The organism is Pseudomonas sp. SC11 (assembly GCF_047039205.1).
Classification (GTDB): Bacteria; Pseudomonadota; Gammaproteobacteria; order Pseudomonadales; family Pseudomonadaceae; genus Aquipseudomonas; species Aquipseudomonas boreofloridensis.
Genome location: NZ_CP178183.1, coordinates 4,812,413 through 4,835,445, shown reverse-complemented (window position 1 = coordinate 4,835,445; position 23,033 = coordinate 4,812,413). Strand labels below are relative to the sequence as shown.

Below are 23,033 nucleotides of genomic sequence, written 5' to 3'. Positions count from 1 at the left end.
AGCTTGCAGCTTTCAGCCTTGCTGGCGCTGGCTGACCCAGAACTGGATCAGCTCGCGCAGCTGAGACAGCTCCACCGGTTTGGCCATGTGTCCATCCATGCCGACCTGCAAGGCGCGCTCCTTGTGCTCGCCGAGAATGTGTGCGGTCAGCGCCACCACCGGCGTGCGCGGGCGCTGGTTGGCCAGTTCCCATTGGCGAAGCTGTTCGGTAGCGGAGAACCCGTCCAGCACAGGCATCTCGCAGTCCATCAGCACCAGGTCGTAGCGCTGGGTCTTCATCGCCATCAGCGCTTCTTCGCCATTGCTGGCTGTGTCGGGCTCGAGGTTGAGCTTGCCGAGCATGCCGCGAATCACTTTGGTGGAAATGCTGTTGTCCTCGGCCACCAGGATGCGGAAGTCGGTGGGCAACTCCAGCGGTGCCGGGGCGTTGCCCAGGGCGCTGGCCAGCGCCGTCTCGCGACCGCGCTGGGCCAGTTCCTCGGCGAGGGTGGTCTTGAGCGTGTAACCGGCCACCGGCTTGGCCAGGATGCGTTTGATCCCGGCGTTGCGGGCGATGACCTTGCTCGGCGCATTGCTGATCCCCGTGAGCATGATCACCAGGATGTCGTGATTCAGGCTCGGGTCTTCCTTGATCTTCGCCGCCAGTTGCATACCGGTCATGCCGGGCATGTTCTGGTCCAGCAGCACGGCGTCGAAGTAGTCGCGCAGGTGCGCCTTGGTGCGCAGCAGCGCCAGCGCTTCCTTGCCCGACGGTACTGCGCTGACGTTCATGCCCCAGGCGCTGCACTGCTGCACCAGCACCTTGCGGCAGGTGTCGTTGTCGTCCACCACCAGCACGCGAGCGTCGCGCAGCGAGCCGTCGAGGTCGGCGCTGGGCTGTTCGAGGCGCGCCGGATCCAGCGGCAGGGTGAGCCACAAGGTGTTGCCACGGCTGGTGCTGGTCTTGATGCCGAACTCGCCCTGCATCAGGCCGATCAGTTGCTTGGCGATCACCAGGCCCAGGTGGCCGCCGAGCTTGTTGCTGGAGAGGAAATGGTGGCTGTGCAACTCGGCTTGCAGCAGCGCCTCGCGCTCGGCGCTGGGCATCGGCTCGCCGCTGTCCTGCACGGCGATGCGCAGGCGCGTGGCGTCGCCGCGCTGATCGAGGGCCACCACCAGCAGGATCTCGCCTTGGTCGCCGTTCTTCAGGGCGCTTTCCAGCAGGCTGGACAGCGCCTGGCGCAGGCGTGTCGGGTCGCCGCTGATGACCCGCGGCACCTGCGGCTGGGTGAAGCTGATCAGCTCGATGTTCTGCTGCTCGGCCTTGGCCCGGAAGATGTTCAGGCAGTCTTCGATCAGTGCATTGAGGTCGAACTGCACATCGTCCAGCTCGATCTGCCGCGATTCGAGCTTGGAGATGTCGAGGATCTCGTTGATCAGGGTGAGCAGCTCGTTGCCGGCGCTGTGGATGGTCTGCACGTAGTCGCGTTGCTTCACCGACAGTGGCGTGCCGAGCAGCAGTTCGGTCATGCCCAGCACGCCGTTCATCGGGGTGCGGATCTCGTGGCTGATCTTGGCCAGGAACTCGGCCTTGGCATTGATCTCGGCATTGCTGGCAGCCAGCGCGCGGCTGGCGCGCACGCGCTCGTCGTTGGTTCTGCGCAGGCGCTCGCTGACCGCCAGGTTCAGCAGCAGACCGCTGACCACCGTCAATCCCAGCAGGATGCACAGCAGCCACGGTGTGGCGGTGCGGGTCAGGCCGAGCAGGGCGGGCAGCAGCACCAGGCCGCCCAGGCTGAACACCAGCATGCCCGAGGCGAACAGCCGCGCAGGCGTGTAGCCCTGATACCAGTAATAGGCACTGATCAGGAGCATGCTCAGGCTGCCGAGGGCGAGCAGGACGTAGGTGGTGAGGTTCAGCGGCAGGGTGTCGACGAACAGCAGCAGCAGGCCGCAGAGCCCGCCGATGAGCATCTGCGCCTGTAGCAGGCGGTTCAGCCGGCGCGAAGCGCAGGGGGCGAAGAAGCGTTGGGTGAAGTGCAGGCCGACCAGCCCGGCCAACACCAGCATCAGGTAGGCCGCCGGGGTTTGCGCACTGTGCCACAGGCGCCACCAGGGGCCGCAGAGGTTGAGCAGGATCAGCGCGCTGAGCAGCATCAGCGCGTGGTACAGCGCCAGCACCAGGGTGGTACCGGAGCGGGTATAGAAGAAGCGGATCAGGTTGTGCAGGATCAGCATCGCCAAGGCGCCGAACAGCAGGCCGAACAGCAGCGGTTGGCGTTGGTCGCTGGCGGCCTGCGCCGCCGATTCCAGGCTGATCGCCGGTCGCAACTGGTGTTCGGACACCAGCCGCACATAGAGGTCCAGCGCTTGCGTGGCATTGGGCAACGCCAGCACATGGTCGCTGCCACGCAAGGTCGGGTTGCCATCGCTCGGCGCGCGACCATGGTGGAACTGGCGCAGCAGCTTGCCGTCGGCCAGGGCATAGAGGTCCAGGCGCGAGAGGTCGGGGGCGAAGATGCGCAGCAGGCGTTCCTGGTCGGCAGGCTCCAGGCGGTAGTGCAGCCACAGGGCCTGGTCAGGCTCGGCAGCGTCCAACGCGTCCAGCTCGAGGGGGCTGAACTGGTTGCGGTAGCGTTCGGAGCGGATGTCGGACAGCTGCAGGCTGGCCTGCTCGTCGAGCAGCACCGACCAGCCTGAGCCTTGTTCGGCCGAAGCCGGCAGCAGGCAGAGCAGGGTCAGCAGGCTGACCAGCAGGGCAGTGGCAATCCGAAGCCGACGCACGACGAGATCCTTTCTGGGCTGAGGGGCCGGGCGACAACTATGCGCGGCGGGGCGCGACGAAGGCAAGGCCCCGAAGGGCCCTGTCGACGAGCGCGGGGTAGGCGTCAGCGCGGGTATTCACCGCGCTCGCGGGCGATGGCGCGATAGCCGATGTCGGTACGGTAGAAGCTGGCATCCCAGCTGATCTGTTCAGCCAGGCGGTAGGCCTGTTGCTGGGCCGCCTGGACGGTGTCGCCCAGGGCTGTGGCGCAGAGCACGCGACCGCCGGCGGTGACCACTTGGCCATCCTTGAGCGCGGTACCGGCATGGAACACCTTGCCTTCCAGCGCGGCGGCCGCGTCCAGGCCGCTGATCGCCGCGCCCTTGGCGTAGTCGCCCGGGTAGCCACCGGCCGCCAGCACCACGCCCAGGCTCGGACGTGGATCCCACTGCGCCTCGACCTTGTCCAGGGCCTTGGCGAAGGCCGCTTCGATCAGCAGCACCAGGCTCGACTCCAGGCGCAGCATCACCGGTTGGGTTTCCGGGTCGCCGAAGCGGCAGTTGAATTCGATGACCTTGGGGTTGCCCGCCTTGTCGATCATCAGGCCAGCGTAGAGGAAGCCGGTATAGACGTTGCCTTCGGCGGCCATGCCGCGCACGGTCGGCCAGATCACCTGGTCCATCACGCGCTGGTGCACCTCGGCGGTGACCACCGGCGCGGGCGAGTAGGCGCCCATGCCGCCGGTGTTCGGGCCGCTGTCCTGGTCGCCGACACGCTTGTGGTCCTGGCTGGTGGCCATGGGCAGCACGTTGTGGCCGTCGACCATGACGATGAAGCTGGCTTCCTCGCCGTCGAGGAATTCTTCGATCACCACGCGCGAACCGGCATCACCGAAAGCGTTGCCGGCGAGCATGTCGCGCACGGCGTCTTCGGCTTCCTGCAGGGTCATGGCGACGATCACGCCCTTGCCCGCGGCCAGGCCGTCGGCCTTGATGACGATCGGTGCGCCTTTCTCGCGCAGGTAGGCCAGGGCCGGTTCGATCTCGGTGAAGTTCTGGTAGTCGGCGGTCGGGATCTTGTGGCGAGCCAGGAAGTCCTTGGTGAAGGCCTTGGAGCCCTCCAGTTGCGCCGCGCCCTGGGTCGGCCCGAAGCAGTCCAGGCCACGGCTGCGGAACAGGTCGACCACGCCGATGACCAGCGGCGCTTCCGGGCCAACGATGGTCAGGTCGACGTTCTTCTCGGCGAAATCGGCCAACTGCTCCAGGGCACAGACGTCGATGGCGACGTTCTCGCACTTGGCTTCGGTGGCAGTGCCGGCGTTGCCGGGGGCGACGAAGATTTTCTCGACCCGTGGATCCTGCGCGACTTTCCAGGCCAGGGCGTGTTCACGACCGCCGCTGCCAATGATCAAAACTTTCATTACAGACTCCTTCGGAGAAGCTGCAAGCTGCAAGCTGCAAGAAAAGCGCTATGCGCTGATTCTGCCAACCCTGCAGCCAGGGGATGTGTGGTGCTGCCGCTGCAGGCAAGCGCTCAGGGCTCTTGCTTGCAGCGTGTAGCTTGAAACTTGCCGCTACCGTTTAGTGGCGGAAGTGGCGCATACCGGTAAACACCATCGCGATACCGGCCTCGTCGGCGGCGGCGATGACTTCGGCATCGCGCATCGAGCCGCCCGGCTGGATCACCGCGCTGATGCCGACCTTGGCGGCGTTGTCGATGCCATCGCGGAACGGGAAGAACGCGTCCGAGGCCATGACTGCACCTTGCACCTGCAGCCCAGCATGCTCGGCTTTGATGGCAGCGATGCGCGCGGAGTTGACGCGGCTCATCTGCCCGGCGCCGACGCCGATGGTCTGACGGTTCTTGGCGTAGACGATGGCATTGGACTTGACGAACTTGGCCACTTTCCAGGCGAACACCAGGTCATGCAGTTCCTGTTCGGTTGGCGCGCGCTGGGTCACGACCTTCAGCGCCTCGGCACCGATCATGCCGATGTCGCGGCTCTGCACCAGCAGGCCACCGTTGACGCGCTTGAAGTCCCAGCCCATCGGGCGCTCGGCTGGCCACTGGCCGCACTCGAGCAGGCGCACGTTCTGCTTGGCTGCGACCACTTCGCGGGCGGCCTGGGAGATGCTCGGGGCGATGATCACTTCGACGAACTGACGCTCGACGATGGCCTTGGCGGTTTCGCCGTCCAGTTCGCGGTTGAAGGCGATGATGCCGCCGAATGCCGACTCGCTGTCGGTGGCATAGGCCAGTTCATAGGCCTGGCGGATGCCGCCTTGGTCTTCCGGCACCACGGCCACGCCGCACGGGTTGGCGTGCTTGACGATGACGCAGGCCGGCTTGACGAAGCTCTTCACGCATTCGAGCGCGGCATCGGTGTCGGCCACGTTGTTGAACGACAGTTCCTTGCCTTGCAACTGAAGGGCGGTGGAGATGCTGGCCTCGCCCTTGTTCGCCTCGACATAGAACGCCGCGCTCTGGTGCGGGTTCTCGCCGTAGCGCATTTCCTGGGCCTTGACGAACTGAGTGTTGAAGGTGCGCGGGAATTCGCTGCGGCCTTCGGTGGACAGTTGCGCCTGGGACTGGTCGATGCTGCCCATGTAGTTGGCGATCATGCCGTCGTAGGCGGCGGTGTGTTCGAAGGCCTTGAGCATCAGGTCGAAGCGCTGAGCGTAGGTCAGGCCGCCGGCCTTGAGGCTTTCCAGGACTTGGGCGTAGTCGCTGGCGTTAACCACAATGGCCACGTCTTTATGGTTTTTCGCGGCCGAGCGGACCATGGTCGGGCCGCCGATGTCGATGTTCTCGATGGCGGTCGGCAGGTCGCAGCCCGGCTTGGCGATGGTCGCCTGGAACGGATACAGGTTCACCGCGACCAGGTCGATCGGCTTGATGCCGTGTTCGTCCATGATGGCGTCGTCGGTGCCGCGACGGCCGAGGATGCCGCCGTGGATCTTCGGGTGCAGGGTCTTGACCCGGCCGTCCATCATTTCGGCGAAGCCGGTGTAGTCAGCCACTTCCACCGCGTTCACGCCGTTGTCCTTGAGCAGCTTGTAGGTGCCGCCGGTGGACAGGATCTCGACACCGAGCTGTTGCAGCTCGCGGGCGAACTCGAGGATACCGGTCTTGTCGGAGACGCTGATCAGGGCGCGGCGGATCGGCAGGCGGGTAGTCTGGTCGGTCATTTCGGATTCCATAACGCGGTGGAGTCAGCAAAAAAGGCGCCTCTTTCGACGGAGCCGCCTTTTCTGATTGGGATTCTGGCTTACAACAGGTCGTACTGCTTGAGCTTCTTGCGCAGGGTGCCGCGGTTGAGCCCGAGCATCTCGCTGGCCTTGGTCTGGTTGCCCTTGACGTGGTTCATCACGCTTTCGAGCAAGGGTGCCTCGACTTCCGAAAGCACCAGGTTGTACACGTCCGTGACGGTGGCGCCTTCCAGGTGGGCGAAGTAGTTGTGCAGTGCCTTCTCGACGCTGTCGCGGAGCGTCTGCCCCTCTTCGCTCGGCGTGTTCAGGTGCTGCTTGAGGTTGGCGTTGTCGCTCACGGGCGTTGTTCCACTCACTAATGTCTCGGTCATCATCGTCATGCGGCCACCCCTTGTCCGTCCTCTGTCTCAAGGCTCTGTCGACGTTCGGCGAAGAACGCCTGAACGTTGGCGCATTGCGCTTGGGTATCTTCCAAGGCATTGAACCGGGCGCGAAACTCCCTGCCGCCCTTGCGTGTTGCCAGGTACCAGCCCACATGCTTGCGGGCGATACGAACGCCCATCACATCGCCGTAGAAGGCGTGCAATGCGGCCAAGTGCTCCAGCAGAATGCGTTCCACTTCGTCCAGCCCGGGGGCTGGAAGCTGCTCGCCGGTGCGCAGGTAATGCTCGACCTCGCGGAAGATCCACGGGCGTCCTTGCGCGGCGCGGCCGATCAGCAGGCCGTCGGCACCCGTGGCCGCCAGCACCGCTCGGGCCTTCTCCGGAGAGGTGATATCGCCGTTGGCGAACACCGGAATCGACACCGCCTGCTTGATCGCGGCGATGGTGTCGTACTCGGCGTCACCGGTGTACAGGTCGGCGCGGGTCCGGCCATGCACGGCCAGCGCCTGGATACCCGCCTGTTCGGCGATCTTCGCCACCGTCAGGCCATTCTTGTTCGAGCGGTCCCAGCCGGTGCGAATCTTCAGCGTGACCGGCACATCGACCGCCGCGACCACCGCTTCGAGGATCTCGGCGACCAGCGCTTCATCTCTCAATAAAGCAGAGCCTGCCGCTTTGTTGCAGACTTTTTTCGCCGGGCAGCCCATGTTGATGTCGATGATCTGCGCCCCGGATTCGACGTTGGCCCGCGCCGCCGCCGCGAGCATCTGCGCATCGCCGCCGGCGATCTGCACCGAGCGCGGCTCGGGATCGCCTTCGTGGATGCGGCGCAGGCGCGACTTGCGGCTGTTCCACAGGTTCATGTCGCTGCTGACCATCTCCGACACCACCATGCCCGCCCCCAGGCGTTTGCAGAGCGTGCGAAAAGGCTGGTCCGTGACCCCGGCCATGGGCGCGAGGATCAGGTTGTTGTGCAGTGTGTATGGGCCGATGCGTACCGCCGACATAGGTGTTCCCTGTTGTGGGGCCGGATCAATTGGAGTTCGAAAAAGGGATCGCATGATACCCGCTCTCGGTGACCGGATAAAGATGGATCTGGATAAAAAGTGAGCAGCTTGGCGCAGGCGCCAAGCTGCAAGCTATGAGCGACAAGCGGCAAGCAGAAGCCAGCGCGGATCGGCTTCTGCTTGCCGCTTGCCGCTTGCCGCTGCGTCAATCCGGGGAACGGAAGCTGAGGCTGTAGTTCACCGCCTTGGGGCCGGGGTCGAGGATGTCGAGGGCGATGTGGATGGGGGTCTGGCTGGGCATTTCGCCGCGCCCGGCCAGCTCGCCCGAGAGGTACTCGCTGGGCTTGAAGCGACGGCTGGCGATCAACTGGCCGTTGAGGTCGGCGAAGCGCAATTCCAGCAGCGGGAAGGGCTGGCTGAACGGGGCGCGGTTGTAGATGATCGCGTCGACGATCAAGGCGCCCTTGAAGTCCGGGTGGCTGCGCACCACCAGGTTGCTGCTCTTGATGCGGTTGATGTCGACGCGGGTCGGCACCTGGCAGCCGAGCGTCGGACACAGTTGCTGGAACAGCGGGCGATAGCGGTCGTGGCGGGCCATTTCGTCGAAATGGTAGTAGACGTACTGGAACACCAGCAGGCCGGCGGCGATCAGCGCCAGCGCGCCCCAGAGCAGGCGCTTGCCCCAGTTCGGTGCGGGTTTGTGCCAATCCAGTTGCAGTGGATCGTCGATCACCTCCACCAGCGGCGCCTTGCGGGTCCGGCCCGGCGTGCTCGACAGCATCGGCTCCAGCCGTTCGTCGGCGCCGGTTTCGTCGGGGGGCTCGAGGTGATCGTCATCGTCGCGGGCCGAGATCCGCACGGCAGCAACTTCGTCGTCCAATGCCGACAGGCCGCTGCGCTCAAGCGCTGGCTCGCGCAGGGGCGGCGCCTCGTCGAAGGGTTCGTCGTGCTCGGCGTGCAGGCCGGTGGGGCGTTCGTCGTTGTCCAGGTCCAGGCGCGTGCCCAGCGAGGGTTCGGTGCGCGCGCTGTCTTCGGCGTCGAGGTCCGGCGCCGGGGTGTCGAGCGGAATCGGCGTCGGAGGGGGCTCGGGGTGAGGTTCGAGGTGCTCGTCGTTGGCCGTGCCGAAGGCCTGCTCGCCGAGCTCATCGGCACGCGGATCGTCGCGTCGCGCCTGCAGCGAGTCGTCGCCCTGCGCGCGCTGACGCTGCGCGTCCGGACCGCGGCGCTCCAGATGGGCGAGGGCCTGGTCCAGGTCCATGGTGTCGAGGTCGGCAGCCCAGTCGCCCTGAGTGGGCGGCGGCGCCACGGGGTCGGCGGCCACCGGGGCGGCTGCCAGGGCTGTCTGCGGCGGCTGTGCCGGAGCCTCGGTCAGCGGCTTCACGGCGCTGATCTGGCTTTGTTCGAGCAACTGCCGAGCGGCGTTGAACACCTGCAGGCACTGCCCGCACCGCACCACCCCACGGGCCACGCTCAACTGTTGATGGTTGATGCGAAAGCGAGTCTGGCAATGCGGGCACTGGGTGACGAAACTGTCGGTCATGCGGCGATCCGGGGGCTGTGCAGGGGTTGGGTCCAAGAGGTTTAGCGGCGACGGCCACTGATGCGCACCCAGCCGTCGCGTTCGGCGATCGGGTCCAGGTCGAAATCGTCAGCATAGGCCTTGGCCACCTCTTCGCCCTGTTCGGCGAGGATGCCCGACAACGCCAGCAAGCCACCGGGGCGCACCAGGCCGGACAACTGCGGCGCCAGCGACACCAGCGGCCCGGCGAGGATGTTGGCGACCAGCACGTCGGCTTGCAGGGCCGGCAACTGCTCAGGCAGGTAAAGCGCCAGGCGCTGTTCGGCGATGCCGTTGCGTCCGGCGTTGTCACGCGAGGCCTCCAGGGCCTGCACGTCGATGTCGGTGCCGACCGCCTCGCGGGCGCCGAGCAGCAGCGCGGCGATGGCCAGGATGCCCGAGCCGCAGCCGAAGTCCAGCACCTGAACGCCGTCCAGCGCCTGACCGTCGAGCCATTCCAGGCACAGGGCGGTGGTGGGGTGGGTGCCGGTGCCGAAGGCCAGGCCCGGATCGAGCAGCAGGTTCACCGCCTCGGGCTGCGGCGCCTGGTGCCAGCTCGGCACGATCCACAGGCGCTGACCGAAGCGCATGGGCTGGAAGTTGTCCATCCAACTGCGTTCCCAGTCCTGGTCCTCGATCACCTCGGCCTGGTGCTCCGGCAGCGTGTCGCCGGTCAGCAGGCGCAGGTGGGCGAACACCTGCTCCGGCTCGGCGTCGGCCTCGAACAGCGCCAGCAGATGAGTATGCGACCACAGTGGCGTGGTGTTGAGGTCGGGCTCGAAGATCGGCTGATCTTCGGCGTCCATGAACGTGACCGAGACGGCGCCGACTTCCAGCAGTGCGTCTTCGTAGGTTTCGGCTTGTTCCGGGCTGATGGCCAGGCGTACTTGCAGCCAGGGCATGGCGGGCACCTTTGGTAAATCTGCAGGGGCAGCGACGGGGCTGCGCGAAAGCGTGCAAGTTTACGCGAGTGCGCGGGGTTTGTAGAGCCGAAGGCCTGGCCTCGATCGCAGCGTTCGGCGCGACCCAGGCCAGGCGGGCGCCACGTTCAGGGGTGGCGCAGGAACGCCAGTACGGCAGCGTTTACCGCGTCGGCAGCCTCCATCTGCACCATGTGGCCGACACCCGGTAGCACCTGCACTTGGGCGCTCAGCCCGTCGGCATGGGACGCCGGGATGATCGCGTCCTCGGCGCCCCAGACCAGCAGCGTCGGGTGCTCGGCGGTCACGCTGCGCAGGTCGTGCCGTTGCCGGTCGCCCTCGGCCAGCGCCGCCGCCAGTTGGCGCAAGGCGGCGTCCACGCCCTCCAGGCGCTTGAACTTGAGCATGTCCTCGAGCATTTGCCGAGTCACCTGCGTGGCGTCGGCGAACAGCTGGCTCATCGGTCCTTTCAGGGCATTGCGGCTGCCGGCCTCGATGAAGTCGTGCAGGTACTGGCCGTTGAGGGTCTCGCCCAGTGCGGCGCTGGCGACCAGGGTCAGGCTGGCCACTCGCTGCGGCGCCAGGCGCGCCGCATTCAGGCATACCGCGCCGCCCATGGAGTGGCCGGCCAGGTGGGCACGGGCAATGCCCAGGTGATCGAGCAGGGCCAGCACCGCCGCGCTCAGTTCGTCCAGGTCACCGCGCTGCAGGGCCTTGGCCGATTCGCCGTGGCCGGGCAGGTCGAGGGCGATCACCCGCCGTTCGGCGGCCAGGGCCGGGTGGTTGAACAGCCAGTTGTTCAAGTCGCCGGCAAAGCCGTGCACCAGCACCAGCGGCGTGTCGCCTTCGCCCAGCTCGAACCAGCGCAGCAGGCGCCCACCGACCTCGGCCTTCTGCGGTAGCGGCCCCTGGGTCTGGTCGCTACCGCCGTCGGCGACGAACTCGGCCTGGAAGCGCTGCACCACGGCGTCGATCTCGGCCTCGTCGGCTTCGCCCTCGACCACCACCGCCAGCAGCGCACCCACCGGCAGGGTTTCGTCGGGCTGGGCGACGCAGCGACGCAGCACACCGGTGAACGGCGACTCGACGCTGCCGTTGATCTTGTCGGTCTCGACGTCCAGCACTTCTTCGCCGGCCGTGAGCGTGTCGCCTTCCTGTTTGAGCCAGGTATCGACCCGGCCTTCGCTCATCGACAGGCCCCACTTGGGCATGGTCAGGGTATGGATCTGGCTCATGCGGCATTCCTCGCAGCGTCGATCACTTTATGCACGGCCGCTTCGATCTTCGCCGCGTCCGGCAGGTAAAGGTCTTCCAGCGCGTCGGAGAACGGCACCGGCGTGTGTGGCGCGGTGACCATCTCGATCGGGCCCTTGAGCGCGCAGAAGGCTTTCTGCGCCACCAGTGCGCTGATGTCGGTGGCCATCGAGCAGCGCGGGTTGGCTTCGTCGATCACCACCAGTCGGCCGGTCTTCTCCACGCTCTCCAGAATGCTGTCCTCATCCAGCGGGCTGGTGGTGCGCAGGTCCAGCACTTCGCAGTCGATACCCTGGCGGGCCAGATTGGCGGCGGCTTCCAGCGCGACGTGGACCATGCGCCCGTAGGTCACCAGGGTCACGTCGTCGCCGTCGCGCAGGTAGCTGGCCTCGCCGAACGGCACCGTGTACACCTCTTCCGGCACCTCGCCCTGCAGGCCATACAGCAGCTTGTGCTCGCAGAAGATCACCGGGTCGTTGTCGCGGATCGCCTGGATCAGCAGGCCCTTGGCGTCGTAGGGCGTGGCCGGGCACACCACTTTCAGGCCGGGGATGTGCGTCCACAGCGAGGTGAGCATCTGCGAGTGCTGGGCGGCGGCGCGCAGGCCCGCGCCGTACATGGTGCGCATCACCAGCGGGGTCACGGCCTTGCCGCCGAACATGTAGCGAAACTTGGCGGCCTGGTTGAGGATCTGGTCCAGGCAGCAGCCGGCGAAGTCGACGAACATCAGTTCGCAGACCGGGCGCAGCCCTTGGGTCGCGGCGCCGACCGCCGCGCCGACGTAGCCGATTTCCGAGAGCGGTGCATCCAGCACGCGGCCGGGAAACTGGTGGTACAGGCCCTTGGTCACGCCGAGCACGCCCCCCCAGGCGTCGTCCTCGCCGGGCGCACCGGCGCCGCCGGCCACGTCCTCGCCAATGATGAACACCGTGCTGTCGCGGCGCATTTCCTGAGCCAGGGCCTCATTGATGGCCTGCTGATAGCTGATCTTTCTTGCCATGGTGATTCTCCTTGTCGTTCTTCGGGTCGGCTCAGGGATAGGCGACGTAGACGTCGGTGAGCAGGTCGGCCGGTTGTGGCTTGGGGTCGGCCTTGGCGCGGAGTACGGCCTCCTCGATCAGGTCAGCGACGCGGGCGTCGATGGCGTCGAGCTGGGCGGCGTCGAGCAGGCCGGCGCGGGTGGTCTTGTCGCGGAACTGCAGCAGGCAGTCGCGCTGCTCGCGCAGGTTCTTCACCTCGTCCGGGGCGCGGTAGGTCTGGGCGTCGCCCTCGAAGTGACCGTAGTAGCGGCTGAGCTTGACCTCGATCAGCGACGGCCCTTGCCCGGCGCGGGCGCGCGCGATGGCGGCAGCGGCGGCTTCGTAGACGGCGAAAAAGTCGAAGCCGTCGATGGTCACTCCGGGCATGCCGAACCCGGCGGCGCGGTCGGCGATGTGGTCGCAGGCCACCGACCAGGTGGACGCAGTGGCTTCGGCGTAGCCGTTGTTCTCGGCGACGAAGATGCACGGCAGGTTCATGATCGAGGCCAGGTTCATCGCCTCGAACACCGCACCTTCGTTGGAGGCGCCGTCGCCGAAGAAGGCCACCGCCACGTCGTCGCGGCCCTTGAGCTTGGCCGCCAGCGCCGCACCGGCCACCAAGGGTGCGCCAGCCCCGACGATGCCGTTGGCGCCGAGCATGCCCTTGCCCAGGTCGGCGATGTGCATCGAGCCGCCCTTGCCGCCGCACACGCCGGTGCGCTTACCGTAGATCTCGGCCATCATGCCGTGCACATCGACGCCCTTGGCGATGCAATGGCCGTGGCCGCGGTGGGTGGACGCGATGCAGTCGCTGTCGCGCAGGTGCGCCATGACCCCGGCTGCCGACGCTTCCTCGCCGGCATACAGGTGGACGAAACCGGGGATCTCGCCAGTGGCGAACTCCACGTGCAGGCGTTCCTCGAAGGCGCGTATGGTGCGCATCACTTCATAGGCATGCAGCAATTGCGCTGAACTGAGCTCAGTGGACATGTTGTTGTTCTCCAGGGGTTGTCTCAACACGGGGTTGCAGGGTGCAGTCGGTGGCCGTGGGCCACGGCCAGCAGGCGATGACGGGCGGCGTGGGCGAGCACGGCCTCGACCTCGACGGTCAATGGGCCGTGCAGGTCGAGGGTGATGGTCGGGGTGTCGTGGGCGGCGAATTCGATCTCGCGCTCGCCGTCGAGCGCCAGGGTGCCGGCACGCAGGTGCGGACGCTGCGGGGTGTCCGGGCTCAGCGTGCCGCCGGCGCTGATGCCGCAGCCTTGTAGCAGGCCGGGGGCCAGCGGCACGATCAGCGCCTGTTCGGCACCGGGGCTCAGGCGCACCCAACTGCCCAGCGGCGCCTCGCGGCTCACCGGCTGCCACAGCCCGCACAGGGCCGACAAACCGATGGCATGGGGCTCGGCGAAGCAGGCGAAGATTTCGGCGAGATCCTCGCGCCGGCTGAGGGCGCGGGCGCCGACGAAACGCTGGGGCGAGACCGCGACTTCGACCAGCGCCCATTCGCACAGGCCCTGCTCGGGCACTTTCACCAGCAGTCGCTTGTTGCGCCGCAGCGCCAGGCTGGCGGGCACCCGACCCGTAGCCACCAGCCCGGCAGCGAGTCCGGCGCTGGTGGCTTCGCGCAGTTGTGGGAAGGCGTTGTTGGTGCCGGTGGACAAAGTCAGCAACGGGATGTCGCCCACGTGCGCCGCCACCGCCTTGTGGGTACCGTCGCCGCCCAGCACGGCGATCAGGTCCACGCCGCGCTCGCGCATGCGGCGGGCGGCCAAGTGGGTGTCGGCGACGGTCTGGGTCAGGGGCAGGTCGAGGATTTCCACGGCCGGCCAGTGCTGCAGACTCGCCCCCGGCCCTTGGCTGGCCTTGAGTACGGCAGCGGCGATCCCGGTCATGTCGCTGGGCAGCAGCACCTTGGCCACGCCCGTGGCACCGAAGGCCGCGAGCAGGCGCTGGATGGCCGAGGCCTTGTCGGTGCTCGAGTGCAGCCCGGCGCTGCTGGTCAGGCGCCGCAAGTCGCGACCGGAGGCCGGGTTGGCGATGATTCCGAGGGTGGGGCCGGGCTGCGTCATGGCGCACCTCATCTTGTTGTTATGCCTTGCCCGGAGCAGGAGCAAGCGCGGTGCCAGGTCTTGGGTTTGGTGCTGAGAGGGCCGTAATAGAGCACTCTGGGCAGAGTTCGACGGAGCGCGCCCGGGACTTCGCTGAGACGCGGCGTGTCGCTTGGCTCACCCGCGGCGGGGGTTGCTGAGACGCGGCGTCTCACGCCTGCCGATAATCAGTCGAGGCTTGTCGATGCCTGTCGGCGAGCGCTTAATGGCCGCACAACGACAAGAACCACAGGAACCGGAGGCCTCATGCTTGCCGCGCATTCCCGAGCCCACGTCGATTGCGTCAGTCGCGTGGTGAAAAACGCCGAGCGCTTGCCCCAGGCGCCCGTACCGCCGCTGATCCTCGACTCCTGGCGACGCTCCATGGAGGTGTACCGTCTGGACCCGGCCTCCCAGCAGGGCCCGCGCATCCTTTCACAACGCCTGCTCAACGAATGCCGCGAACGCGCCGAGCTGTTCCTGCGCATCGCCGGCGATGCCGTGGCGCGCCTGCATGAACAGGTGCGCGGCGCCGACTACTGCGTGCTGCTCACCGATGCCCAGGGGCAGACCATCGATTACCGGGTCGAAACGAACATCCGCAGCGACTGCCGCAAGGCCGGGCTGGACCTGGGCGCCTGCTGGTCCGAAGGCGAGGAGGGCACCTGTGGGGTCGCGGCGGTGCTGACCAGCAAGGCGCCGGTGACAGTGCACAAGCGCGATCACTTTCGCGCCGCGTTCATCGGCCTGACCTGTACGGCGGCGCCGGTGTTCGACCCGCTGGGCGACCTGCTGGGGGTGATCGACGTTTCCGCGCTGCGCTCGCCCGATGAACGGCGCAGCCAGCACCTGATCCGCCAACTGGTCGAACGCACGGCGCGGGAGATCGAGAACGCCTTCTTCATGCACCAGGCCCAGGGGCACTGGGTGATGCGCGCGCACGGTACGCCGGGCTACGTGGAGAGCCAGCCTGATTATCTGTTGGCCTGGGATGCCGAGGGCCGCCTGCAAGCACTCAACAGCCTGGCCCGGCAGCGCCTGGTGCAGCGGCTGGGGCGGCTGCCGGCGCACATTGGCGAGCTGTTCGACCAGGCGCAGTTGCGCCAGGTCTGCAACGCTTCGGCCCAGCGCCTGCCGGGGCTGGGTGGCCTGTATGGGCGGGTCAGCGCGCCGCGCCAGCGTACCCCCGCGTCGCCGCTGCACAGCGCGCAGGATTCGCGTATCGCACAGCATCTGCGCCTGGCGACGCGGGTCAAGGACTGCAACCTGGCGGTGCTGGTCGAGGGCGAGACGGGGGCGGGCAAGGAGGTGTTCGCCCGCCAGGTGCACCACCAGAGCCAGCGCAGCGCTGGTCCCTTCATCACGCTGAACTGTGCGGCCATTCCGGAAAGCCTCATCGAAAGCGAGCTGTTCGGCTATGTGGCCGGGGCCTTTACCGGGGCGTCGAGCAAGGGCATGCAGGGGCTGTTCCAGCAGGCGCACGGCGGCACCCTGTTCCTCGACGAGATCGGCGACATGCCGCTGAACCTGCAGACGCGTCTGCTGCGGGTGCTGGCCGAAGGTGAGGTGGCGCCGCTGGGCGCGGCGCGACGTGAGCGCGTCGACATTCAGGTGATCGCCGCCACGCACCGCGATCTGGCCGCGCGGGTGGCGCAGGGGCTGTTTCGCGAAGACCTGTATTACCGCCTGGCCAATGCCCGCTTCGCGCTGCCGCCGCTGCGCGCGCGCGAGGATAGGCTCGGTCTGATCCAGCGCTTGCTCGCCGAAGAGGCCGCGGCCTGCGGTGTGGACGTGGTGCTGAGCGATGCGGCGTTGCAGGCGCTGCTGGAATACCGCTGGCCTGGCAACCTGCGCCAGTTGCGCCAGGTGCTGCGCTATGCGTGCGCGGTGAGTGAAGGCGGGCAGGTGCAATGCAGGGATCTACCGAACGAGGTACGCGGCGAGGTGCCGGAGACGGGCGACGGCGTGGTGTCCTGCCCGGCACGACAGGCGTTGCTCGACGCGTTGATTCGCCATCGCTGGAAACCGGCTGACGCCGCGCGTGCACTGGGTATTTCGCGGGCGACTTTGTATCGGCGGGTGCACGAGCATCGGATCGAGATGCCGCGCATGAAAGGCTGAGCGCCCCGCCGACGACCGAGCGCCCATGAAAAACCCCGGAACGCGTCCGTAATGCTGTTCACTTAAAGAATGCTGGGTCCGCTTCGCGGCCCTTTCGCGGCACAAGGCCGCTCCCACAAAGTCCGCGCAAACCCTGAAACATGGGGCTATACGGACCCTGTGGGAGCGGCCTTGCGCCGCGATGGGCTGCGCAGCAGCCCTAATTCCAGCAATACAGATATTAAGTGAACAGCATTACGGAACGCGTCCGGGGTTCGGGTCCATCACGCTAACGCGATCACTCCTGGTTGGCCAGTTTGTGCTCGAGGTAGTGGATGTTCACGCCGCCTTTGCAGAACCCTTCATCGCGCACCAGGTCGCGGTGCAGCGGGATGTTGGTCTTGATGCCATCGACGACGATTTCGTCCAGGGCATTGCGCATACGGGCCATGGCCTCGTCGCGGTCCTTGCCCCAGGTGATCAGCTTGCCGATCAGCGAGTCGTAGTTCGGCGGGACCGAATAGCCGCTGTACAGGTGCGAATCGACACGTACGCCATTGCCGCCTGGTGCGTGGAAGTGCTTCACCGTGCCTGGGCTCGGGATGAACTTCTTCGGGTCTTCGGCGTTGATCCGGCATTCCAGCGAATGGCCGTGGACGACGATATCTTCCTGGCGGAACGACAGCTTGTTGCCTGCGGCGATGCTGAGCATCTCCTTGACGATGTCGACACCGGTGACCATTTCCGAGACCGGGTGCTCGACCTGGACGCGGGTGTTCATCTCGATGAAGTAGAAGCGGCCGTTCTCGTACAGGAACTCGAAAGTACCCGCACCGCGGTAGCCGATCTCGATGCACGCGTCCACGCAGCGCTTGAACACTTCCTGGCGGGCTTTCTCGTCGATGCCTGGGGCTGGCGCTTCTTCCAGCACCTTCTGGTGACGGCGCTGCAGCGAGCAGTCACGGTCGCCCAGGTGGATCGCGTTGCCTTGGCCGTCGGACAGAACCTGGACTTCCACATGGCGCGGGTTGGTCAGGAACTTCTCCAGGTACACCATCGGGTTGCCGAAGGCCGCACCGGCTTCGGTACGGGTGAGCTTGGCCGAGGCAATCAGGTCCTCTTCCTTGTGCACCACGCGCATGCCGCGACCACCGCCGCCGCCAGCGGCCTTGATGATCACCGGATAGCCGACTTCACGGGCGATGGCCAGTGCGGTCTCTTCGTCTTCCGGCAGCGGGCCGTCGGAGCCCGGCACGGTAGGCACGCCGGTCTTGATCATGGCGTCCTTGGCCGACACCTTGTCGCCCATCAAGCGAATGGTGTCGGCTTTGGGGCCGATGAAGGCGAACCCGGATTTTTCCACCTGCTCGGCGAAATCAGCGTTTTCAGCCAGGAAGCCGTAGCCCGGGTGGATCGCCGTGGCGCCGGTGACTTCGGCGGCCGCGATGATCGCCGGAATATGCAGGTAGGAATCCTTGGACGATGCAGGGCCGATGCAGACCGACTCGTCTGCCAGGCCCAGGTGCATCAGTTCACGGTCGGCGGTGGAGTGCACCGCGACGGTCTTGATGCCCAGCTCTTTGCAGGCACGCAGGATCCGCAGGGCAATTTCCCCACGGTTGGCGATCAGGACTTTTTCGAGCTTCCCAGACATCGTTGGCTCTCCGCGATTCAAACGACGGTGAACAGCGGCTGGTCGAACTCAACCGGCTGGCCGTCTTCTACCAGGATGGCGTCGATGACACCGCCGATTTCGGCTTCGATGTGGTTCATCATCTTCATGGCTTCGACGATGCACAGGGTGTCGCCTTTCTTCACCGACTGACCCACTTCAGCGAAGTTCGGCGAGGTCGGCGATGGCTTGCGGTAGAAGGTGCCGACCATCGGCGAACGGACCACGGTGCCTTTGAGGGCAGGCGCTGCGGCTTCGGCGGCCGGTGCAGCGGCGGCGGCAGGGGCAGGGGCAGGGGCGGCAACCGGTGCGGCCATCGGTGCTGGCGCGGCGAAGTACTGGGCGCCGGCAGGGGTTTTGCTGTTACGGCTGATGCGAACGGACTCTTCGCCTTCCTTGATCTCCAGTTCGTCGATGCCGGACTCTTCCAGCAGTTCGATCAGCTTTTTGACTTTACGGATATCCATTAATCAGCAACTCCCAGGATTCGGTCGGGGACTTAAAATGTGAAAACGTGTCGAAAACGTTTCTTCGTAGTGCTTTCAGGGCCAGGTTCATCGACCTGAACCGCGTGTCATCGGGGCTGTGCGTTGGCAGCCAGGTGTTCCAGGGCCGACTCCAGGGCCAGGCGGTAGCCGCTGGCGCCCAGGCCGCAAATCACACCTACAGCCACGTCGGAGAAGTAGGAGTGGTGACGGAACGGTTCACGCTTGTGCACGTTGGAGAGGTGCACTTCGATGAATGGGATGCTCACTGCGAGCAATGCGTCACGTAATGCGACGCTGGTGTGGGTGAACGCTGCCGGATTGATCAGGATGAAATCCACGCCTTCCTGGCGCGCCGCATGGATGCGGTCGATCAGCTCGTATTCGGCATTGCTCTGCAAGTACTGCAGATGGTGGCCGGCGGCGCGTGCGCGCTGCTCGAGGTCCTGGTTGATCTGGGCGAGGGTGACAGCGCCGTAGACGCCTGGCTCGCGGGTGCCGAGCAGGTTCAGGTTAGGGCCGTGCAGCACCAGTAGGGTGGCCATCTGCGTATTCCTTGGTTTTGTAGGGCAATTCGACATAGCGCGGCGACTATGCCGCAAGTCGGTGGCAGTGTCCAGTTCCCCGCAATAGCCAGCACGTTGACCGAGGTTCGGGCAAAGTATGTGACTGCAAGCCTGGGTTTGGTCACTTTCGTCGGATAAAAACGCCGCTGTGGGACGTTATAGCCCCAACTTGCCGCGCACGCGCGTCAGAATCGTCGCAAATTCCTCGGCATTCACCTCGCCTATCACCCGATCAGTGGTCATTTCGCCGCCGTTCGCGGCAAAGAACAGCATCGCCGGTGGGCCGAACAGTCGGTAGCGGTCGAGCAGGCTGCGCTGTTCGGCGCTGCTGGCGGTGATATCGAAGCGCAGCCGTTTGAAGCCGGACAGCATCGGCTGAACCTGGGCGGCGCCGAGCACGTCCTTCTCGATCACTTTGCAACTGATGCACCAGTCGGCGTACCAGTCCAGCAGCACCGGCTGGCCGGCCGCTTTGGCCTGGGCCAGGGCCGCGTCCAGCGCGGCGGGGGTGGTGAGGGTCTGCCAGGCATCGGCCTGTTCAGGCGCCGCCGAGGCGGCCGACGCGGGCGGCGGCAGCGGCCGCAGCGGGTCGCCTTGACCGGCCAATGCGCCGTACCAGCAGGCCAGGGCGTAGACCAGGCACAGCAGGCCGAGCAACTGTGCCAGGCGCTGGCGCGGCGACTTGACCACGAACTCCAGCGCGCCGAGGAACAGTGCCACGCCAGCGGCCAGCAGGCCGACCAGCAGCAGCGTCAGCGGCCCGGGCAGCACGCGGCTGAGCAGGCCGATGGCCACGCCCAGCAACAGCACGCCGATGACGTTCTTCACGCTGTTCAGCCATGGCCCGCTCCTGGGCAGCCAGGCCGCGCCGCCGGTCGCCACCAGCAGCAGCGGTGCGCCCATGCCCAGGCCCAGGGCGAACAGTTTCAGCGCGCCGCCGACGGCATCGCCGCTGGCGCTGATGTACAGCAGGGCGCCCGCCAACGGCGCCGACACGCAGGGCGAGACCAGCAGGCTGGAGAGCACCCCGAGCACCGCAGCGCCCAGCAGTGATCCGCCGCGCGTGCCGCGTGCCACCCGGTCCAGGCGCTGGCTCAGGGCGTACGGCAACTTGAGTTCGAACAGACCGAACATGGCCAGGGCGAACACCGCGAAAAACAACGCAAAGGGCACCAGCACCCAGGCCGATTGCAGGCGTGCCTGCAGGTTCAGGCTGGCGCCGAACAGCCCCATCAACGCGCCGAGTCCGGCGAAGCTGGCGGCCATCGGCAGCACGTAGGCCAGCGACAGGCTCAAGCCGCGCCAACCGCCCACCTGGCCGCGCAGCACCACGCCGGACAAAATCGGCAGCATCGGCAGCACGCAGGGGGTGAAGGTCAGGCCGAGGCCGGCGAGGAAGAACAGCAGCAGCGCCTGCCAATCGAGCCGTTCGGTGGCACTGGCGGCGTTCGCAGCGCCCTCTCCCGGAATGCTCAGGCGCGCGGTTTCCGGGGGATAGCACAGGCCTTTGTCGGCGCAGCCTTGATAACCCACCAGCAAGGTGAAGGCGCGTGGGTCGGTGCGCGGCACCTCGATGTCGACGATGCCGTGGTACACCTCGACGTCGCCGAAGAACTCGTCGTGCTTGGCTTCCCCCTGGGGAATGCGCGGGCTGCCCAGGGCGATGTCGCCTGGCTCGCTGCGCACCTGGAAGCGGTGACGATAGAGGTAGTAGCCCTCGGTGGCGACGAAGCGCAACTTGATCGACTGCGCATCGGCCTGGAGCAGTTCCAGCTTGAAGGCTTCGTGGACCGGCAGGAAGTCGGCGCTGTTGGACAGCGAGGCGGCGCCCAGGGTGGCGCTGGGGCGGTTGTCGAGCAGGCCCGAGGCGAAGCTGGGGCCGGCCAGCAGCAGGAACAGCAGGAAAAACAAGCGGCGCATGGCGGACTCGCGAGGTGGAACGTGGCCGGCATGATAGCGGAGTTGGCAGCGGCTGGGGGCGATCGGGCTGGGCGCGGCGGCGAAGCGCCGCACCCCAGGGCGCTTACACGCGAAACGCGCCGACCGCCTGGTTCAGTTCGCCGCCGAGCTGCAGCAGTTGCTCGCTCTGCTGGCGACCTTCGCCGATACGCTGCAGGTTGTCTTCGCCCAATGCATGGATACGCTCGCTGTGGTCACGGATCTCGCTCACCGCGCCGCTCTGCTGGGCGGTCACATCGGCGATGCGCACCGCCGTGTCGGCGATGGTGCGAATGGCGCTGACGATCTCGTCCAGCGCACCGTCGGCCATCTGCGCCTGGCTGGCGGTGGCCTCGGCATGTTCGAGCTGGGTGCGCATGCCGCTGACCGATTCGCGCGCGGCCTGTTGCAGGCGGTCGATCAGCACCTGGATTTCGCCGGTGGCGCCGGTGGTGCGCTGGGCCAGCGAGCGCACCTCGTCGGCCACCACGGCGAAGCCGCGGCCCATCTCCCCGGCACGGGCCGCCTCGATGGCGGCATTGAGCGCCAGCAGGTTGGTCTGCTCGGCGATGGCGCGGATCACCGTCAGCACGCCGCCAATGGTCGCCGACTCGGCCGCCAGTTGCTCGATCAGCTGAGCATTGCCCTGCACCTCGTCGACCAGCGCACGCAGCCCCGACAGGCTGTCGCCGATCACCGCCTGGCCGTGCTCCACGGCGCGACCGGCGTCACGGCTGGCGTCGGCGGCTGCGCTGGCGTCGCCGGCCACCTGCTGGATGGTCGCTTCCAGTTCGCCCAGGGCGTCGCGGATCTGCGCGGTGTCGCCGGCCTGGCGTTCGGCACCGTCGTGCAGCGCCGTGCTCATGCCGGCCAGGGCATGGCTGCTGCCGGCGACCTGTTCGGCGTTGTCGCGCAAGGTGCCCACCAGCGTCACCAGGTACTGGCGCAGACGGTTCAGCGAGGCCTGGATCTCGTGCAGTTCGAGGTTGGTACGGCCCAGCTCCACGGGTTGGCCGAAGTCGCCTTCGGCCCAGCGCGACAGGGCCGGTGCCAGGCTGGTGAGGGTGCGGGTGAGGCGCCGTTGCAGGGTGTCGATGAGCAGTGCGATCAGCAGGATCAGGCCGATCATCACGCCCTGGGTGAGCCGCACTTCGGCGGCGATCTTCGCGTGCTGGCCACGCACCTGCGGCTCCAGTGCGGCGATGGCCTGCTGCACGGCATCGATACGTTCGCGGGTACTGGCGGCCAGCGCGGCGCGGCGCTCGATCTGTTCGCGGGTGCGCTGCAGCTCGGCGGGGTAACGGCCGAGCAGGCTTTGCAGTTCGCGCTTGAGGCCGACGGCGACATCTTCCTGGCGTTCGTTGGCTTGGCTTTGCAGGCCCATCATCGCGGCGAAGTCGTCGGCGCCGGACTCGGCGGCGCGGGTCACCCCCAGCAGCGGCAGGGCGTCGATGAGCTGGGCCTGGGCGCGGATCTGCTGCAGCTCGCGTTCCACCTCGTCGGCCAGCTCGGCGCGACCGCTGCTGACCAGTTTGTCGCGGGCCAGCGCCAGGCGGCCCAGGTGCAGCGAGGCGTCCAGCAGGGGCGTCAGGTAGCGCGGCGCCTCGGCGCTGCCGCTGTCACGGGCGTAGCCGGCCAGTTGTTCGAAGTTGGCCCCCAGCTCGCGCTCGGCTTGCAGCAGCAGGGCTTGCGGGTCGCCGGCCAGTTTGCCGGCGGCCAACAGTTCGTTGGCGGTGAACGCCTGCAGGCCGTCGAGGCTGGGCCGCAGTTGCGCGGCCAGATCCTCCGGCCACTGGGCCAGCGCCTCGTGCAGGTGCCGGGTGGCCTCCGTGGCGGCGGCATGGCGCAGGGCGTCGCCACTGGCCAGGTAGGCCTGGATGTTGTCGGCGGCCTGGTTCTGGAACTGCTGAGACAGGCTCAGGTAGCGCTCCATCAGTTGGTAGGGGCGCTCCAGTGCGCGCTGCGACCACCACAGGGTCGCGCCCAGGGCAAAGCACACGGCCACCAGCAAAAGGGTGTTGAAATTGGTCAGCCACTTCAGGCGCATAGCCGCTAACTTCCTGGGCAATGGTGAGGTAGGTGGCTGAAGTTA

17 protein-coding genes are annotated in these 23,033 nt (G+C 66.8%); 1 reads left to right on the top strand and 16 read right to left on the bottom strand.

All coding sequences use genetic code 11. The features are described 5' to 3' along the window. Positions 1-12: 12 nt before the first annotated feature. The 11 genes from ACK2SD_RS21580 to ACK2SD_RS21530 form a co-directional block, all read right to left on the bottom strand. The gene (locus tag ACK2SD_RS21580; protein WP_412460802.1) at positions 13-2,763 is read right to left on the bottom strand and encodes a response regulator; all 2,751 of its coding nucleotides are present in this window, start codon (positions 2,761-2,763) and stop codon (positions 13-15) included. A 104-nt stretch (positions 2,764-2,867) separates the two neighbouring features. Next, entirely contained in the window at positions 2,868-4,163 is a 1,296-nt protein-coding gene (gene purD, locus ACK2SD_RS21575; protein ID WP_412460801.1) for a phosphoribosylamine--glycine ligase, read from the bottom strand. Between the two features lie 160 nt (positions 4,164-4,323). Then, a complete protein-coding gene (gene purH, locus ACK2SD_RS21570) occupies positions 4,324-5,931 on the bottom strand; it encodes a bifunctional phosphoribosylaminoimidazolecarboxamide formyltransferase/IMP cyclohydrolase (protein WP_039582957.1) in 1,608 nt (535 codons plus the stop codon). 80 nt (positions 5,932-6,011) lie between these two features. Further along, positions 6,012-6,332 (bottom strand): DNA-binding transcriptional regulator Fis, encoded by a 321-nt coding sequence (gene fis, locus ACK2SD_RS21565; RefSeq protein ID WP_029614158.1) that lies wholly within the window; start codon positions 6,330-6,332, stop codon positions 6,012-6,014. Continuing rightward, positions 6,329-7,342 carry a tRNA dihydrouridine synthase DusB gene (gene dusB / locus ACK2SD_RS21560; RefSeq protein WP_039582958.1) on the bottom strand — a complete coding sequence of 338 codons (1,014 nt, stop codon included), beginning with the start codon at positions 7,340-7,342 and terminating at the stop codon, positions 6,329-6,331. Before dusB ends, fis begins: the two co-directional genes overlap by 4 nt. Positions 7,343-7,547: 205 nt before the next feature. After that, entirely contained in the window at positions 7,548-8,882 is a 1,335-nt protein-coding gene (locus ACK2SD_RS21555) for a DUF3426 domain-containing protein (protein WP_412460800.1), read from the bottom strand. Between the two features lie 41 nt (positions 8,883-8,923). Then, complete coding sequence (prmA, locus tag ACK2SD_RS21550) at positions 8,924-9,802, bottom strand: 50S ribosomal protein L11 methyltransferase (RefSeq protein ID WP_039582961.1); 879 nt, start codon at positions 9,800-9,802, stop codon at positions 8,924-8,926. Positions 9,803-9,948: 146 nt separating this feature from the next. Next, complete coding sequence (locus ACK2SD_RS21545; protein WP_412460799.1) at positions 9,949-11,055, bottom strand: acetoin dehydrogenase dihydrolipoyllysine-residue acetyltransferase subunit; 1,107 nt, start codon at positions 11,053-11,055, stop codon at positions 9,949-9,951. Continuing rightward, positions 11,052-12,074: an alpha-ketoacid dehydrogenase subunit beta gene (locus tag ACK2SD_RS21540; RefSeq protein ID WP_029614155.1), complete on the bottom strand. Its 1,023-nt coding sequence runs from the start codon at positions 12,072-12,074 to the stop codon at positions 11,052-11,054. The genes ACK2SD_RS21545 and ACK2SD_RS21540 overlap by 4 nt, the downstream gene beginning before the upstream one ends. Before the next feature lie 31 nt (positions 12,075-12,105). Next, complete coding sequence (locus ACK2SD_RS21535; protein ID WP_039582964.1) at positions 12,106-13,083, bottom strand: thiamine pyrophosphate-dependent dehydrogenase E1 component subunit alpha; 978 nt, start codon at positions 13,081-13,083, stop codon at positions 12,106-12,108. 23 nt (positions 13,084-13,106) lie between these two features. Then, a complete protein-coding gene (locus ACK2SD_RS21530) occupies positions 13,107-14,162 on the bottom strand; it encodes an ATP-NAD kinase family protein (RefSeq protein WP_412460798.1) in 1,056 nt (351 codons plus the stop codon). A 285-nt stretch (positions 14,163-14,447) separates the two neighbouring features. Here ACK2SD_RS21530 and ACK2SD_RS21525 point away from each other — a divergent pair, with 285 nt between their 5' ends. After that, positions 14,448-16,301, top strand: coding sequence for a sigma-54-dependent Fis family transcriptional regulator (locus ACK2SD_RS21525; protein WP_412460797.1), 1,854 nt, complete (start codon positions 14,448-14,450; stop codon positions 16,299-16,301). A 277-nt stretch (positions 16,302-16,578) separates the two neighbouring features. Here the strand turns inward: ACK2SD_RS21525 and accC are convergent, their stop codons facing one another. The 5 genes from accC to ACK2SD_RS21500 all read right to left on the bottom strand — a co-directional run bounded on the left by accC (position 16,579) and on the right by ACK2SD_RS21500 (position 22,874). Next, entirely contained in the window at positions 16,579-17,934 is a 1,356-nt protein-coding gene (gene accC, locus ACK2SD_RS21520) for an acetyl-CoA carboxylase biotin carboxylase subunit (protein WP_029614228.1), read from the bottom strand. 17 nt (positions 17,935-17,951) lie between these two features. Beyond that, complete coding sequence (gene accB / locus ACK2SD_RS21515) at positions 17,952-18,419, bottom strand: acetyl-CoA carboxylase biotin carboxyl carrier protein (protein ID WP_412460796.1); 468 nt, start codon at positions 18,417-18,419, stop codon at positions 17,952-17,954. Positions 18,420-18,526: 107 nt separating this feature from the next. Then, positions 18,527-18,982, bottom strand: coding sequence for a type II 3-dehydroquinate dehydratase (gene aroQ / locus ACK2SD_RS21510; protein ID WP_029614230.1), 456 nt, complete (start codon positions 18,980-18,982; stop codon positions 18,527-18,529). Positions 18,983-19,159: 177 nt separating this feature from the next. Further along, positions 19,160-20,923 (bottom strand): protein-disulfide reductase DsbD, encoded by a 1,764-nt coding sequence (locus ACK2SD_RS21505; RefSeq protein ID WP_412460795.1) that lies wholly within the window; start codon positions 20,921-20,923, stop codon positions 19,160-19,162. A 103-nt stretch (positions 20,924-21,026) separates the two neighbouring features. After that, a complete protein-coding gene (locus ACK2SD_RS21500) occupies positions 21,027-22,874 on the bottom strand; it encodes a methyl-accepting chemotaxis protein (RefSeq protein ID WP_412462352.1) in 1,848 nt (615 codons plus the stop codon). Positions 22,875-23,033: the final 159 nt, after the last annotated feature.

Coding starts and splice junctions, on each gene's coding strand:
- ACK2SD_RS21500 (WP_412462352.1), bottom strand. CDS start 22,874: ATGGAGCGCTACCTGAGCCTGTCTCAGCAGTTCCAGAACCAGGCCGCC.
- ACK2SD_RS21555 (WP_412460800.1), bottom strand. CDS start 8,882: ATGACCGACAGTTTCGTCACCCAGTGCCCGCATTGCCAGACTCGCTTT.
- aroQ (WP_029614230.1), bottom strand. CDS start 18,982: ATGGCCACCCTACTGGTGCTGCACGGCCCTAACCTGAACCTGCTCGGC.
- accB (WP_412460796.1), bottom strand. CDS start 18,419: ATGGATATCCGTAAAGTCAAAAAGCTGATCGAACTGCTGGAAGAGTCC.
- ACK2SD_RS21505 (WP_412460795.1), bottom strand. CDS start 20,923: ATGCGCCGCTTGTTTTTCCTGCTGTTCCTGCTGCTGGCCGGCCCCAGC.
- purH (WP_039582957.1), bottom strand. CDS start 5,931: ATGACCGACCAGACTACCCGCCTGCCGATCCGCCGCGCCCTGATCAGC.
- purD (WP_412460801.1), bottom strand. CDS start 4,163: ATGAAAGTTTTGATCATTGGCAGCGGCGGTCGTGAACACGCCCTGGCC.
- ACK2SD_RS21525 (WP_412460797.1), top strand. CDS start 14,448: ATGCTTGCCGCGCATTCCCGAGCCCACGTCGATTGCGTCAGTCGCGTG.
- ACK2SD_RS21535 (WP_039582964.1), bottom strand. CDS start 13,083: ATGTCCACTGAGCTCAGTTCAGCGCAATTGCTGCATGCCTATGAAGTG.
- ACK2SD_RS21545 (WP_412460799.1), bottom strand. CDS start 11,055: ATGAGCCAGATCCATACCCTGACCATGCCCAAGTGGGGCCTGTCGATG.
- accC (WP_029614228.1), bottom strand. CDS start 17,934: ATGTCTGGGAAGCTCGAAAAAGTCCTGATCGCCAACCGTGGGGAAATT.
- dusB (WP_039582958.1), bottom strand. CDS start 7,342: ATGTCGGCGGTACGCATCGGCCCATACACACTGCACAACAACCTGATC.
- ACK2SD_RS21530 (WP_412460798.1), bottom strand. CDS start 14,162: ATGACGCAGCCCGGCCCCACCCTCGGAATCATCGCCAACCCGGCCTCC.
- fis (WP_029614158.1), bottom strand. CDS start 6,332: ATGACGATGATGACCGAGACATTAGTGAGTGGAACAACGCCCGTGAGC.
- ACK2SD_RS21540 (WP_029614155.1), bottom strand. CDS start 12,074: ATGGCAAGAAAGATCAGCTATCAGCAGGCCATCAATGAGGCCCTGGCT.
- prmA (WP_039582961.1), bottom strand. CDS start 9,802: ATGCCCTGGCTGCAAGTACGCCTGGCCATCAGCCCGGAACAAGCCGAA.